The organism is Deltaproteobacteria bacterium, from assembly GCA_020845895.1.
GTDB lineage: Bacteria > Lernaellota > Lernaellaia > JACKCT01 > JACKCT01 > JADLEX01.
The window spans coordinates 80,680-94,829 of record JADLEX010000053.1 but is presented as its reverse complement, the minus strand read 5'-3'; the positions used below and the strand labels follow the sequence as shown (position 1 = coordinate 94,829).

At 63.9% G+C, this 14,150-nt stretch carries 11 protein-coding genes; 10 read left to right on the top strand and 1 reads right to left on the bottom strand.

What is annotated here, in order from left to right; all coding sequences use genetic code 11:
- Positions 1-13 precede the first annotated feature (13 nt).
- Positions 14-721: a hypothetical protein gene (locus IT350_06965; protein MCC6157778.1), complete on the bottom strand. Its 708-nt coding sequence runs from the start codon at positions 719-721 to the stop codon at positions 14-16.
- A 307-nt stretch (positions 722-1,028) separates the two neighbouring features.
- On the opposite strand from IT350_06965, the gene IT350_06960 reads away from it, so the two are divergent.
- The 10 genes from IT350_06960 to IT350_06915 all read left to right on the top strand — a co-directional run bounded on the left by IT350_06960 (position 1,029) and on the right by IT350_06915 (position 14,149).
- Positions 1,029-3,134 carry a chloride channel protein gene (locus tag IT350_06960; protein MCC6157777.1) on the top strand — a complete coding sequence of 702 codons (2,106 nt, stop codon included), beginning with the start codon at positions 1,029-1,031 and terminating at the stop codon, positions 3,132-3,134.
- A 99-nt stretch (positions 3,135-3,233) separates the two neighbouring features.
- The gene (locus IT350_06955; protein ID MCC6157776.1) at positions 3,234-3,392 is read left to right on the top strand and encodes a hypothetical protein; all 159 of its coding nucleotides are present in this window, start codon (positions 3,234-3,236) and stop codon (positions 3,390-3,392) included.
- 60 nt (positions 3,393-3,452) lie between these two features.
- The gene (locus IT350_06950) at positions 3,453-5,705 is read left to right on the top strand and encodes a HEAT repeat domain-containing protein (GenBank protein ID MCC6157775.1); all 2,253 of its coding nucleotides are present in this window, start codon (positions 3,453-3,455) and stop codon (positions 5,703-5,705) included.
- Positions 5,702-7,075, top strand: a complete 1,374-nt coding sequence (locus IT350_06945; protein MCC6157774.1) for an HD domain-containing protein — start codon at positions 5,702-5,704, stop codon at positions 7,073-7,075. The genes IT350_06950 and IT350_06945 overlap by 4 nt, the downstream gene beginning before the upstream one ends.
- A gap of 92 nt (positions 7,076-7,167) precedes the next feature.
- Positions 7,168-8,019, top strand: a complete 852-nt coding sequence (locus IT350_06940; protein MCC6157773.1) for an NAD(+)/NADH kinase — start codon at positions 7,168-7,170, stop codon at positions 8,017-8,019.
- A 12-nt stretch (positions 8,020-8,031) separates the two neighbouring features.
- Positions 8,032-9,744: a DNA repair protein RecN gene (gene recN / locus IT350_06935; protein ID MCC6157772.1), complete on the top strand. Its 1,713-nt coding sequence runs from the start codon at positions 8,032-8,034 to the stop codon at positions 9,742-9,744.
- A complete protein-coding gene (locus tag IT350_06930) occupies positions 9,741-10,589 on the top strand; it encodes an amidohydrolase (protein ID MCC6157771.1) in 849 nt (282 codons plus the stop codon). The genes recN and IT350_06930 overlap by 4 nt, the downstream gene beginning before the upstream one ends.
- A 2-nt stretch (positions 10,590-10,591) precedes the next feature.
- Positions 10,592-11,476 (top strand): hypothetical protein, encoded by an 885-nt coding sequence (locus tag IT350_06925; GenBank protein ID MCC6157770.1) that lies wholly within the window; start codon positions 10,592-10,594, stop codon positions 11,474-11,476.
- An 84-nt stretch (positions 11,477-11,560) separates the two neighbouring features.
- Complete coding sequence (locus IT350_06920) at positions 11,561-12,817, top strand: hypothetical protein (GenBank protein ID MCC6157769.1); 1,257 nt, start codon at positions 11,561-11,563, stop codon at positions 12,815-12,817.
- Between the two features lie 78 nt (positions 12,818-12,895).
- On the top strand, positions 12,896-14,149 hold the full coding sequence (locus IT350_06915; protein ID MCC6157768.1) for a hypothetical protein: 1,254 nt from the start codon (positions 12,896-12,898) through the stop codon (positions 14,147-14,149).
- The last annotated feature ends 1 nt before the right edge of the window (position 14,150 follow it).

The window sequence follows — 14,150 nt, the reverse complement described above, 5'->3', positions numbered from 1 at the left end:
CGGGGGCGCGCGATCAGCGACTGTGGATCGACGGGAAGTTGTATCCCACCATGGCGAAGAAACTGGTCTCGGAAAAGATCGACAGCTCGCCCGAGAAGAACACGTTCGGCGTGACGAAGTAGTCGATGCCGAGAAAGATTCCGTACTCCTGATCGTTGAGCAGGTCGTTGTCGTCGCCGGCGAACTGGGTTTTGACGGGATTGTATTTGACGCCGCCGTAGGGAACGAGGCCGTGGAGCTTGTAGGCGAGCACGAGAGCGATCTGCGTCTCGTCGATCCGTGCCTTCACGTGGTGGTCCTCGGTGCGGTAGCCGAGGTACTGCGCGTCGAGCGACAGATTCAAATCGGTCTTCAAGCCGTAGGGCAACAGCATCAACCGGCCGCCGCCGCCGTACGCCGGAGCGAGCGATCCGCGAAAGTCGGCGTCGTCGAGCTGATAGTCGGCCATGCCGATGATGCCGTACACGTCGAGGAAATAAACCGGCGCGACGTCGGCTTTGAGCAGCAGGCGTGAACTCGACGCTTCGTCCACCGCGCGCTCGTTTTCCAGCACATGCACGTCGCGCTGGACGAACCCGACCCCCGGTCCCGCTGAGAACGCGAAGCCATTGCTGCCGATGTTGTACGAAAGTCCGCCCAGCGGCGCGGCGGACGCGACAACCGCAGTGACGCCGCACAGGACGAGAACACAAATCCCAACGACGAGTTTCGAAATTCGCATGGCGCTCCGCCGCTCGATGTCTCTTCGCGTTCGATGTTGCTACGCCGCTCGAACGACCGACCGGCGCGAGTTCCGCGCGCGAAAATTTCACGATGACGTTGGTTCGGTCGAACCCTTGTGTCTTAGGAGAGGGGGGTAGTGAAGTCAAGGTCTGAACCCCTCATGGCGAAGGGGTCGCATCGATTCGCGTCGAGGCTACGCGTCGCGTCATTTTCGCTTGACATGAGGGCTCATTCGTCTAGACAAGGCGCATGTTTTGCCCATCCAAACCACCGTTCCGAATCGTGCCGACATGAGACGAACCCTCATGTCGCGACTTCGGGCGATCGCCGGTGGCGCCCTTATCTTCCTGAGACCGCGGCTGGAGCACTGGCAGGCGGGCGCTGAGTGGACGCTGCTCGTGATGGCCGCGTTCATCGGGCTCATCGGCGGGCTCGGCGCAATCGCCTTCCATTACGTCATCGAATTGATCGGGAACGGCGCGATGCGCATTGCGGTTTGGTGGGGTCATCTCGATCCAAGCGCCGCCGCCGAGGGCTTCGCCGCGTTCCCGCCCTGGCTCAAGATCGCGGTCCCGGTCGCGGGAGCCGCGTTGGTCGGGCCGATCCTGCGTTACTGGGCGCCCGACGCGCGCGGTCACGGCGTTCCGGAGGTCATGGACGCGGTGGCGCGGCGCGGCGGCGTTATTCGCGGTCGCGTGGCCTTCGTCAAGATCCTGACGAGTGCGCTCTCCATCGGAACCGGATCGAGCCTCGGTCCCGAAGGGCCGATTGCGCAGATCGGCGCGACCTTCGGTTCGGTCAGCGGGCAGGTGTTGGGAATTGACGAGGAGCGGATGCGGTACCTGGTCGCCTGCGGCGTGGCGGCGGGTATCGCGGCCAGTTTCAATGCCCCCATCGCGGGGATGTTTTTCGCGATGGAGATCATCCTCGCGGATTTCGCGCTGACGGCCCTGTCGGGACTCGCAATCGCCAGCGTCGTCGCCACCGTGGTTGCGCGGTCGGTGCTGGGCGCGACCTCGGCGTTCGTCGCGCCGCCCGACTTCGTTCTCAATTCGCCGTGGGAAATGGGCGTATATGCCGTTCTCGGGGTTGTCGCGGGCTTCGTCGCGGTGACTTACAAGAAACTTCTTTACGCCACCGAAGACGTTTTCGGGGCGATGAAGAAGGTCCCCGACTGGGCTCGGCCCGCCATCGGGGCGGCGGTCGTCGGAGCGATCGGCATCGGCGTGCCCCAGGTCTTCGGCGTCGGGTACGACGTGATCGACCGGATCTTTCGCGCCGAGTTCGCCCCCGGAATTCTCCTCGTGATCGTCGTCGCCAAGATGGCGGCAACGTGCCTGTCGCTGGGGTCGGGCAGTTCGGGGGGCGTTTTCGCCCCGAGTCTGGTCATGGGCTCGGCACTCGGCGGCGCGATCGGTCTGTTCGCCGCGCGATGGTTGCCGTTCGTCCAATTCGCGCCGTCCGGAACTTACGCGGTCGTCGGCATGGCCGCCGTGGTGGCGGCGGCAACGCATGCGCCCCTGACCGCCATGCTCATCGTCTTCGAAATGACGAACGGGTACGCCATCATCCTCCCGCTCATGATCGCGTGCGCGCTGGCGACGGTCTTCGCGAGGGTCATTTCGCGGGAGTCGATTTACACGCTCAAGCTCGCTCGATCGGGGATCGTCATCGCGTCGAGCCGGGAAGAAGCGGTGCTGGCCCGAGTCCGCGTCAACGACGTGATGCAGACGGATTTCGTGACGATTCCCCGCAACCTCTCCTTCCAGGGCGTCATCGACGCGGTTCTCGCCTCGCGGCACGCCGAGATCTACGTCACCGATGCCGACGGTTGTCTGGCCGGGCGGATCAATATCCACCTCATCAAGTCCGTGATGGCGGAAACGGGTCTCGATCAGCTCGTCCTGGCCCAGGACGTCATGCTCCCGGCTTCGGCCAACGCGACGCCGGAAATGACGCTGGCCGAATGCGTGAGAATGTCGTCCCTGCGCAGTCAGGAACAATTGCCCGTCGTGGCTGGCGCCGACGATCCGAGACTGGTCGGTGTTTTGCCGCGGACCGTCATCCTGGATACCTACAATCGGGAGCTATTGCGCCAGTCGAGCGGGGGGCTTCGCGTCATTCAGCACACCGCAAACGGGGATCTGTTCAGCGCCTTGGAATTTGGGGAGGGATACGAAACCCGCGAGATCGTTGTGACTGCGAGGCTCGCGGGCCGGACCCTGGCGCAGATCGGCCTGCGGGCCCGGTGGGGCATTCACTGCCTTGCCCGCCGCAGCGCACACCAAACGGGGTTGTCTGAAGGCGGGGTCCCCGATGCGGACGAGCCTCTTTCCGTGGGCGACATCCTCGTTTGCGCGGGTTCCTCGGTTCAGTTCGACGAATTTTCGCGCGAATTGGAAAAATCGTAATTTCCACTCGGCTGGAATTGCCAGCCGTCCCGCCTTCGGTGTATTTTTCTCGGGAAACCTCCATCAGAACGGGTCGTTACCCGATCGAGAATCGTGGTCATGCCGGTCGAACGCACGGCGACGCGAATCCGCATCGAAGACCATCGGAGCATTCCAGCAACCGGTGACCGCCGGTCAGTGTCGCCCGATGGCGTGTTCAGCTTTGTCCGATTTCCGCCGATAGCAATGGAGATCGCGATCAAGGCTTGGGACTGGTGATGCGTGTCGTGCCGGTGAACCGGAGAATTCCGGGGACGTGATGCGAAGTCGGGGGACGTGATGGTCCAGAGTTTCCACAGCAATTCGCCGACGAGTCTGGTCCTTTCCGGCTTCGCCCGCCTCATCAAGAAGCACAACATGTACCCCAGCGGCCATCCCACGGTAGACCGCGCGCTCGACCTGCTTCTTCTTTATTTTGAACAGTACTTCCACCAGCGACCGGCCATGGTCATCAACGTCGGCCACGACCGCCTTTATGTGGACGGCGAGGAACGCGTCGGCGAGGAAGCGGTGACGACGCTTTCGCGCGCGCTGCACCAGCATAGCGTCAGCCAGATCATTTTCCACCAGGGCGTGGGGCGGCAGGAGCTCGCGTCGTTTCTGAACACGCTTGATGTCGATCCCTTCGAAGCCCGGCAGACGGGTGGATACCGCAAGCTCCTCGCGCTCAAGGGGATCACCTCCGTCGAAATCACCGAAATCGACTACAAGATCTCGGATGGCGACCTCGAGGTGAAGCTCGATGCGCTCTCGGATGCCGAGGTCTGGAGGCGGCTTTCGAAGGGATTCGCCGCGACGCACGAGAAGATCTCGGCGGCCGATCTCGACTTCATGCGCGGTCTGATTCAGAACGCGCCTCGCCTCGCCTCGATCCTCGACGGCGCGATCGCCCGCGACGCGGACCGCGAGGAGGCGTCGAAAACCGCCGACCTGTTCATTCAGATGATGGGTTCGCTCGCCGCCGGTTCGCAGGCCGAGGGCGCGGAGGCTGCGGCGGTGTTTCAAAACGATTTGAAGCGCGCGCTCGACCACCTCAACCCGGTCACCCGCTATATCGTCATGCAACACGCGGTGCGTCTCGACAAAGATCACGCGAACTTGGACCGCACGATCTTCGGGCAGTCGGTCGCCGAGCATCTCGCCGCCTACCGGTCGCGCCAGATCGCGCAGTCGCTCTTCGAGGGGCTGCACCCCGACTATTCGTCGGACGCCGAGTTCCTGAAGACCTATCAATATTACGTCAACGCCCGAAACGAGACCGAGATTCTGGGTGAGATCGGGCGCATCGTGGCCGACTTCGACCTGCGCCACGACACGCGCTTCGCCGAGAAGATGAACCGCGCCCAGCAGCTCCCCCAGGATCGCGCGGGGATGAAACGGCTCGCCGAGACGATCTCCGGCACGCAGGGCGATCAGGTGTCCCGCGAGATGCCGATCTACGAGTACATCGAAAACATGTACGTCGAGATGCCCGAGATCCTGCGCCAGATGGCCGAACCGGTGATGGAGGAGAGGGCGACCGACAACCTTGTCGATTTGCTCGAACTCGCCCGGGGCAACGACGCCTACGAGTTCTACGCGCTGGGCATGGACGAGCGGATCCTGACTCTCATCGAAACGGGTCGCTATGCGCTCGCCGACCGCGCGATTCGGCTTCTGAGAAAACACGCGTCGAAGAAAAACGACCACGAACTCTCGCAACGGGTGGCGCGTGGCGTTTTGGTGCGCATCCGGAAGCCCGAACTGACTGGCGATCTGGTTCGTGCTCTCAACGAGTGGGGCAAGGAGGAGAGTCCGGCGATTTCGCGGATCCTGACGGCGATGGGGCCGGCCGCGTGGGACGCCGTCTTCGACGCGCTCACCCGCGAGGACCACCGGGCGACGCGTGCGATCCTGATCGACGTCCTCGGCGAGGCCGGCGACAAGTGCGTGGAAAAGGCGACGGGATACCTCGGTCATCCGCTCTGGTACGTCGTACGCAATATGGTCGCGGTGATCGCGCGTCTCAAACCCGAAGACATGGTGGAACTCCTCGACAAACCCTCTCGTCACCAGGAAGTCCGCGTGCGCAAGGAAGTCGCCCGCGCGCTCGGGGTATCCAAAGACGGCACCGCGATTGAAACCCTCATCCGCCTGGTCCGGGATGGTGATTCATCGGTCCGCCATCAGGCGATTCTCTCCATGGCGCACTTCACAGACTCGCACCGGGGTGCTGAATTCCTGGTGAAACAGCTCTCGGAGAAGCCGCCGTTTTTCGGCGACGAGCAGGCCGAGTTGCTCGCGATCAAAGCCCTCGGCGGAATCCGCGTCAAAGTGGCGATTCCCACGCTCGGGTCTTATGTCAATGGCGGACTTCTGTCGCGACACAGCGAGACGGTCGTGCGCGCCGCCGCCGACGCCCTGACGAGGTTCGATGGCGCGGAGGCCGTGCAGGCGCTCGTGCGCGGTTCGAAGAGCTGGAACAAGTCGATCCGGCAGATCTGCCTCGATTGTCTCGGTCGTCGGCACGACGCGGTAGAGGATACGCCATGAGCGGGGTACTCACGGGGACCGGGCAGGACCAGCGGACGCGACTTCGTCACACCGAGGAGATCCTGAAGTCTCTGACGCTCACGATGCGCAGCAGGACCCTCTACCCCGAGGGGCACCCGCTTCTCACGACGAGCAGCCAGAAGGTGATTGCGCAGATGCGCGACCACCTTGAACACGACGAATCGTGGACGATCGTCCTGCTCGGCGGCGAGTTCGTGTACGACCGCGTGCCGCTCTCGCGCCTGATGCCGCACGTGCAGCCGCTCTACAAGACGCTCGCGGGTCGGCAGATCGACTCGCTCACCGTGCGCAAAGGCGTGACGCCGGCGGAGATCGTGGCATTCTTCGGTCTCGTGCTCGCGCCGCACGAGATCTGGGACAAGGGCGGCGACCCGATGACCGCGCTGGCCGGCGTCGGCATCAAGAACCTCATCATCCAACGCGTGGACATCGCCAAGGGCGGAGCGATCGTCTCGACCGATACCGATGAAGCCCGCGACATCTACGCGTCGCTCAAGCAGGCGCTCAAGGCATTCGGCCTTTCGTTGGTGGACCCCCGGCGAACGCCGACGCTCGACCTGCTCAATCAGCTGCGCGACCGGCTCGTCGCGGCGATGCAGGTCGACTCCTTCGCCGTGGCGTCGCGACTGCACACGCGGCACGCCACCGACGACCTGTTCGCGCACAGCATCAACACCGCGATCATCGCGTACCTTGCGTCGCGGGCCATGGGCGTGTCCCCGACGTTGCTGCCGGATGTCGTGACCGCCGGGTTGCTGCACGACATCGGTCTCATGGATATCCCGCCGAAGACGAGGGACGGCGTGGTGCTCATCTCCGACGACAATCGGATCTACGTGGAGCACCCGATCCGCGGGCTCGGCATCCTGCGTTCGATTCCCGGCGTGCCGCTGCTCGCCGAGATCGCGGTGTTCGAGCACCATCGCCAGTTCAACGGCGAGGGATTCCCGCACCTGGCCGACAAGCGCGCGATGAGCACCGCGGCGGCGATCATCTCGATGGCCAGCATCTACGACAATCTCATGCATGGTTCCGTCTACACGCATCCGGAGCAGATTCCGCTGCGCATGATCAAGATGGCGGGCGCGGAATTCGAGCCGCGCATGCTGGCGCACTTTCTGGTCGCACTCGGGATGTATCCCCCCGGCACGTACGTTCAGCTCACGACGGAAGAAACCGCGCTCGTGGTCGATGCGTCGCGCGGCGACGTCTTTCGGCCGACGGTCAAGGTGCTGCGCGACCGCGACGGCAACGACGTGCTGGAAGACCGCCAACTCGATCTGACCGAGCGCGATCCCGACACCGGCGGATATCACGCGTCGATCGTTCGTTCCGTGCCGCCCATGTAACCCGGGTTGCGAGCCGGCGAAACGAGGCGGGCGGCCCTTTCCCGCGTGGACCGACTTTGCTAGGGTGTCGCGAATTCGACCGGAGCGGCCCTGTGAAGTGCGTCGGAATCCTGGTGATTCGTGCCAACCCTCATGCCGGCGAAGCGGCGCGGACGCTCATCTCATGGTGCCGTGAAAACGGCGTCGAACCGCTCTATCTGACGGAACTGTCCCGGTACGGGATCGACCACGGCGTCGATTCCGAAGAACTCGCGAATCGCGCGGATGTCTTCGTCGTGCTCGGCGGCGACGGCACCTTCCTGGCCGCGTCGCAATTGGCCAAGGAACGCGACGTCCCCGTGCTCGGCGTCAACTTCGGGCGACTCGGGTTTCTCACCGAGGTCGGTATCGGCGAACTCTACGACACGCTTCGCCTCGCCCTCGCCGGGGAATTGCGGACGCGCGAGCACATGATGCTCGACGGAGAGTATCGGGTCGACGGCGGCCCGCCTCTTCACCGATCCGTGCTCAACGAGTTCGTCGTCAACAAATCCGATGAGGCGCGCGTTATCGAGCTGCGGGTGATGGTTGACGACGTCCTCGTGACGCTCGTGCGGGGAGACGGCCTCATCATTTCGACACCGACCGGTTCGACGGCGTACAGCCTATCGGCGGGCGGGCCGATACTTCACCCGGCCATGCAGACAATCCTGCTCACGCCGATCTGCCCGCATAGTCTCACGTTTCGTCCGATGCTCATCCCGGCCGATCGCGAGGTGCACATCGAGGTCACGTCGCGAAACCGCGAAGTCCTCGTCACCGCGGACGGTCATCGATTTACGCACTTCGACGTGGGCGGTCGCCTCACCGTGCGCCGTTCCGAATCCCGCCTCACCAAGCTCGTCAGCCCCAACCGGAGCTATTTCGAAGTGCTTCGAGACAAACTGCGTTGGGGTGAGGCGTAGCCGGAGGCGGCGTTGCTCGTCGAATTCACCGTCCGGCATCTCGCGATCATCGACGATCTCACACTCCCGCTCGGCCCCGGGCTCAATGTACTGACCGGCGAGACCGGCGCGGGCAAGTCGATCCTGGTCGGCGCGCTGAACCTCGCCGTCGGCGGTCGCGCGAGCGCCGACGCGATTCGCCACGGCGAGAAGAGCGCCGAGGTCGAGGCGATTTTCGATCTCACGACCGTGCCCGTGCTGCTCGCCGATCTGGAAGCGCAGGGTCTCGTGGAGGGCGGGCGGCTCATCATCCGCCGCGTCATCACTGCGAACGGGCCGAATCGCGTTTTCATGGGCGGACGAACCGCCACGCTGGCGCAGCTCGCGGCGATCGGCGACGCGCTCGTCGCCATTTCGGGTCAGCACGACTCGAAGGGACTGCTCTCGTCCGAAACGCATCTGAACATCCTCGATGAATTCGGGTCCGCTCCCCACGTTCGCGAGCCGGTCGTGGAGGGCTATAGGACCGTGGTGGCGGCGCGGGACCGACTGGCGTCCCTGCGTGATCGCGAACGCCAGGCGACCGCGCGGGCGGATTACCTTCGCTTTGTCATTCGCGAAATCGAGGGGTCGGGTTTCGAGCGGGGCGAGGACGAGCGACTGCGCGATCGACGTCGCGTCCTGGTCTCCGCCGAGAAGCTGGGAGCGGCGGCGAAATCGGTGCTGGCCGAGTGCTGGGAGCAGGAGCGGTCGATTTCCGAACGCTCGGGGCGGTTGCAGCGGCAGGTCGAGGACGCACTCGCGATCGATCCGAGTTTCGAACCGATGGCGCAGGCGCTGGCCACGCTTGCGGCCGCCGCTGAAGATGCCGGACGCGCCGCGCAGGGATATCTCGAATCGTTGGAACTCGAACCGGGCGAACTTGAGCGCATCGACGAACGTCTCGACGCCATGCGGATGCTGTCGAAAAAATACGGCGGTTCGCTGGGCGCGGTGCTGGACACGTTCGAAGGGGCGAGTCGCGAATTGGCCGAAATTTCGTCGCTCGACGCGGCCATCGTCGGCGCGGAGAAGGAGTCGCGCGCGGCCGAAGAAAAGCTGACGGCCGCCGCGAATCGGCTGAGCGAGGTCCGGCGCGCCGCCGCGACAAAACTCGCTCGCCGCGTTCAGGCCGAGCTCGCGGATCTCGGAATGAAGGGTGCGAAGTTCGAGGTGCGTTTCGAGCCGCTGCCCGCCGGGGCGGGAATCGAAATCGACGGACAGCGCATCGACGAGAACGGTGCGGAACGCGCCGAAATGTTTCTGTCGGCCAACGCGGGCGAAACGCCGCGCGCGCTGGCCCGCGTGGCCTCCGGCGGCGAGCTCTCGCGCATTCTGCTCGCGATCAAGAACAGCCTCGCGGCCGCGGACGGCGTACCCTGCCAGGTCTTCGACGAGGTCGATTCGGGGCTCGGCGGCGCGCAGGCCGAAATCGTGGGGCTCAAGCTCGCCGCCATCGCGCGCGATCATCAGGTCCTTTGCATCACGCATCTGCCGCAGATCGCCGGTTTCGCCGATCGGCACGTCGTGGTGAAAAAAGAGACGAGCAGGGGACGGACGGTGACGACGACGCGCGAGGTGGAAGGTCGAGAACGGGAACAGGAGATCGCGCGAATGCTCGCGGGACTCGATGTGACGGACGCGGCGCTGGCCGCGGCGCGCGAAATGATCAAACCGGCGGCACGCGGCGCCGGGGAATCTCGATGACGACCGCATTCCCGGGCGGAATCGTCGATCTGCACACGCACGTATTTCCACGACGCATGTTCGAGGCCGTGTGGGAGTACTTCGAGACACGCGACTGGCCCGTGCATCGCGAGTACGTCGAGGACATCGCCGCGACCCTCGCGGCTCACGGCGTCGTCGCGGCGGTAGGGCTGTCGTATCCGCACAAGCCCGGCGTAGCGCGGTCGCTCAATCGCTTCATGATGGAGGTGGGCGCGCGCGCGCCGCTCTTCCGACCCTTCGCGAGCGTTCACCCGGACGACGAAGACCTGCGCGAAACGATCGAAGAAGCGCTCGCGTCGCCGCACATCCACGGCTTCAAGTTCCAGCCGCTCGTGCAGCGCTTCGATGTCAACGATCCACGTCTCGACGCACTCTATGAGCCCTGCCGCGAGGGCCGAATCCCGATCACCATGCACATCGGCTCGGGGCCGGTCGCGAACGAATTTGTCGGCGTGCCGCATTTCGCGAAGCTGATGCGCCGATTTCCCGACCTGCGGATCTGCGTTCCGCACATGGGCGCACCGGAGTTCGGCGACTTTCTCGCAATGCTGGACGACTGCCCGAACATGTTTCTCGACACGACCATGGTGAACACGCGCACGACGCTGTTCGAAAACACCTGGCGCGGCGACGAGGAGCGCCTGGCCCGCAACGCGGATCGCGTGTGCTTCGGATCGGACTGGCCGAACGTGCCGTATGCTTATCAGGAAGCCATCGACAGTGTCGGGCGCTACCCCTTCGCCGGGGAGCATCTGCCGCTCATCTACCGCGAGAACGCTCTTCGCTTTCTCGATCCCGCCGCGCCCGCGCGGCTTTGGAGTTAGCCATGTCGAAACGGTTTGTTTTCGCGGTCGGTCTCGTCGCTCTCGTGGCGGGGCTCGCATTCGCGGCGAAGTCGACGGTGTGGACGGTGCCGACATTCGCGGAACGCAACGCCGGGTTTCGCGTCGAAATTCCGGATGTGGGGCTTTCCGTCGAGGAAACGACGAAGCTTTACGCCGGCAAGCCGGTGGCGAAACTGCTGGACTCCGACGGCGGACTGAAAGCCGGGTGGATGCGCTTTTTCGCGCCCTTCGATCCCGTCACGACCTGGATGGTCATCACCGACATGGAGCACCTCGACCTCGTGGACGACGCGTATCCGGCGTCGGGGAGTCTCGCCGACAAGCGCAAGACGTTGTTGCCGTATGTCTTCGACGCGGCGACGTGCGTCGAAAACGGCGAACCGATCATGTACCAGCTTCTGGTGATGCCGTTCGTCGCGCCGCGTCGCATGTGCGTTCGCCATGACGAGGACCAATCGGCGTTTCCGTGGGAGGCGGCGTGGAAGCTCGCCGGCATGGGCGAGTGCTGCAAGACCGGCCAGAACGTGAACATGATCGAATACAAGCACAAGGCCGTCGAGCTGAAGAAAAACCAGGGCGCGTGGCGCATCGCGCCGCTGCCGCCCGAGTTTCGCAAGACCGAGGCGGACCGGATGCGTACGGACGTGGTCTACTACGTGGACAGCCACCCCGGCGGCGATCTCGGAGAAATTCTGTTTGTCGTGAACAAGGCGACGTCGACCGCGTTGCCGACGCTGATGGACAACGTGGTGTTTCACGGGAAGAGTTGGGAAACGCACCTGAACCGGCACCACGGCGGCGGGCAGGCGCTCGCGGATTACCAGTCGTGGCGTTCGGCCTATCAAGCGTGGATTCAAACGAAATAGCGCGACGCGCGCCTGTTTGACACGACTTGCGGCAATGTGAAATAACCCATCAATTCATTCGGATCGGTGTGGGGGGTTCTTCGCATGGCGCGTGCGTGGATTCACGGATTCTGCCTGATTCTGCTGCTGGCCGCGGGATGCGGGGAGTCCATCGAGGGCACGCCTCCGGACCCCGATTACGATGTGCTCATGTCGGCCGGCAAGCAGGCGCTGGAAGACGGGCAGGGCGACGACGCGTACGTCTATTTCGAAGAAGCGGACCGCGTTCGCCCCGGCGACGCGCAGGCGAACTTCGGGCTCGTGCTTGCCGATGTCCTGCAGATCGTGAATTTCGCGGACCAGGGTGTGAACTTCGCCGGTGCACTGTCGCCGGATGAGTCGGGCGCGGCGGCCAAGTCCGCCGTCAAATCGGGGTCGGATTCCGGGGATCACGGAAGCGTCGCCGACGAAGTGGCGCCGGGTCCCGGTCGCGTGATTCAGATGTTCATCGACCAGATCTTCGACGACCACCTCGATCTCATGATCGGGCACATCGATACGGCGATTGCCGACGATTCCTTGACCTTTGAAGTCGGGTCGATTCCGCTTCGACTTCAGGGAGAGGAGTTTCTGGTCTTTTCGGGGACGTGGGATCGGGCGGACATTCTGTTCATCGATGCCGTCACGCGGTTCCTGCGCGGCGGAATCGACATGGCCCTCGCGGTGGACCTGAACTTCGACTTCGCGGCGCTCATGGACTTCATGAACCTGGACGCGGACTCGATGGACGCCGACGAATACAACGAACGCCTGCTGCACATGATCGAGGGATTCCTGACCGATCCCGAGTTCCCGAACTTCCTGCTCGCCAATCCGCAGGCCGAGTGGCGGATGCCCCGTGCCGGGCTCGCATTCGGGCAGGGTGCGCTCCATTTGGCCGAGGCGCTGGCGACGGTCTCCGATCCGGACGGGCCGCTCGGTTACGACGACGCCAACGGCAACGGCGCGCGAGACACGGGCGAAGCATACATCCTTGGGAATCTGGACCCGATGTCCGACGGTCTGATGATGTGGATGCCGCTCGTCGTCGAGATGCTGAATCTGGCCGGCGCGAGTTTTTGGGACGAAACGGAACTCGATATCGATCCGGAGGCGTCCAACGCCTTCGACCTGTCCGCACTCAACGACGTATGGCCGGACGATTTTGTCCTGCCTCCGATCCTGCCCACGACGAGCATCGACCTGGGGGCGTTTTTCCGGAATCCCGACGCAAACGCCTTCAAGGACGCCCTGACCGATATCGTCGTCTGCCTCGATTACCCGGGCACGATCTTCGACACGCTGGCGTGCTTGACGCACTGACGCAAAAACGGGAAAACATTTCGCGTCATGAGCCGCGCCGGTCGGGCGCATCGCTCCTTCCATGAAAAGAGGTCGCCCGTGCGTCGTGCGTGGATGATCGCCGGACTGGCCGCGTTGCTGGTCTGCCTGTCGGCCTGCGGATACAAATTCGACACCGAGGAAGACCCGAGCCTCGAGGAGATCGTCTCGATCGGCAAAGGTTATCTCGTCGAGGGCAACGGTGCCGCCGCGTCGGACGCGTTCAATGCGGCCCTGAAAATCGACGAGACGAGCACCGACGCGCGATTCGGCGCGATTCTCGCCGACGTCATGTCGTTCACCAACCTGATCGACGAGCTCGTCACCACGCTCTCCTCGTTCGGGTTCGGCTCGACGTCCGCGCAGACCTATGCCAAGGCCGCCGCCGAAACCAAACCCGGATTCAGCGATCTGCTCCACGAATTTCTCGACGACGTGCTGGTCGGCAAGATCAGCCAGTCCGAGAGACTGTACGCCGAGCTCGCCGAGGAACCCGATTTTCGATTCGATCTCGAGCGATATCGCATCTCGGTCATGGAGATCGAGCTGGTGAATCTCGGCGGCGAGTTCGACAAGGCCGACCTGCACATGATCGGCGCGGTCAGCGCGATCATGAACGGCCTGCTGAATTTCCTGCTGGCGCACAACATCGACATCGACATCGCGTCGCTCGCGCTGCCGACGGTCCCCGACGGCGCGGACACGATCACGACCATCGACATGTATCTCGCCTTTCTCGAGGACCTGCTCGCGAATCCCGAGACGCCGGATCTGCTGACGCTCGAAGGCCCCGACGGCGCGGCATTCATGCAGCAGGTCGGCATCGACTTCGGCAACGCATTCGAGCGGATCGACCGGGCGTTTGTGCAGCTCGCGTACGAGCGCGACCAGCAGATCGACGACCAGCTCCGTTATTTCGACACCGACTTCGACGGCGTCTACAACGACGGCATCGATCCCGTGATGATCGGCGACGCGATCACGCTCGATCCCGAACTCGTGTGGGCGATCCGCGTCCTCGCGCGCGATCTCGGCGCCGCGTTCAAGGACGGTTCCGCGGCCGACGTCGATCACTTCGAGCCCAATCCGTTTCATCTTTCGTCGGCGAACGACTTGCTCCAGTACCTCGGCGTGCTGCCGATCGTGCTGATCGACGAGCCCTTCACGCTCGCCATCGAGGAGATTCCGGACTTTCTGGCGATCGACATCGGTTCCTTCTTCGCCGACCCCGATCCGCAGGGAATCCGTCAGGTGCTCGAAGACCTCATCGCGCTGTGGAACGATCTGTCCGGATTGTTCGGCCTGGAGGCGTGAG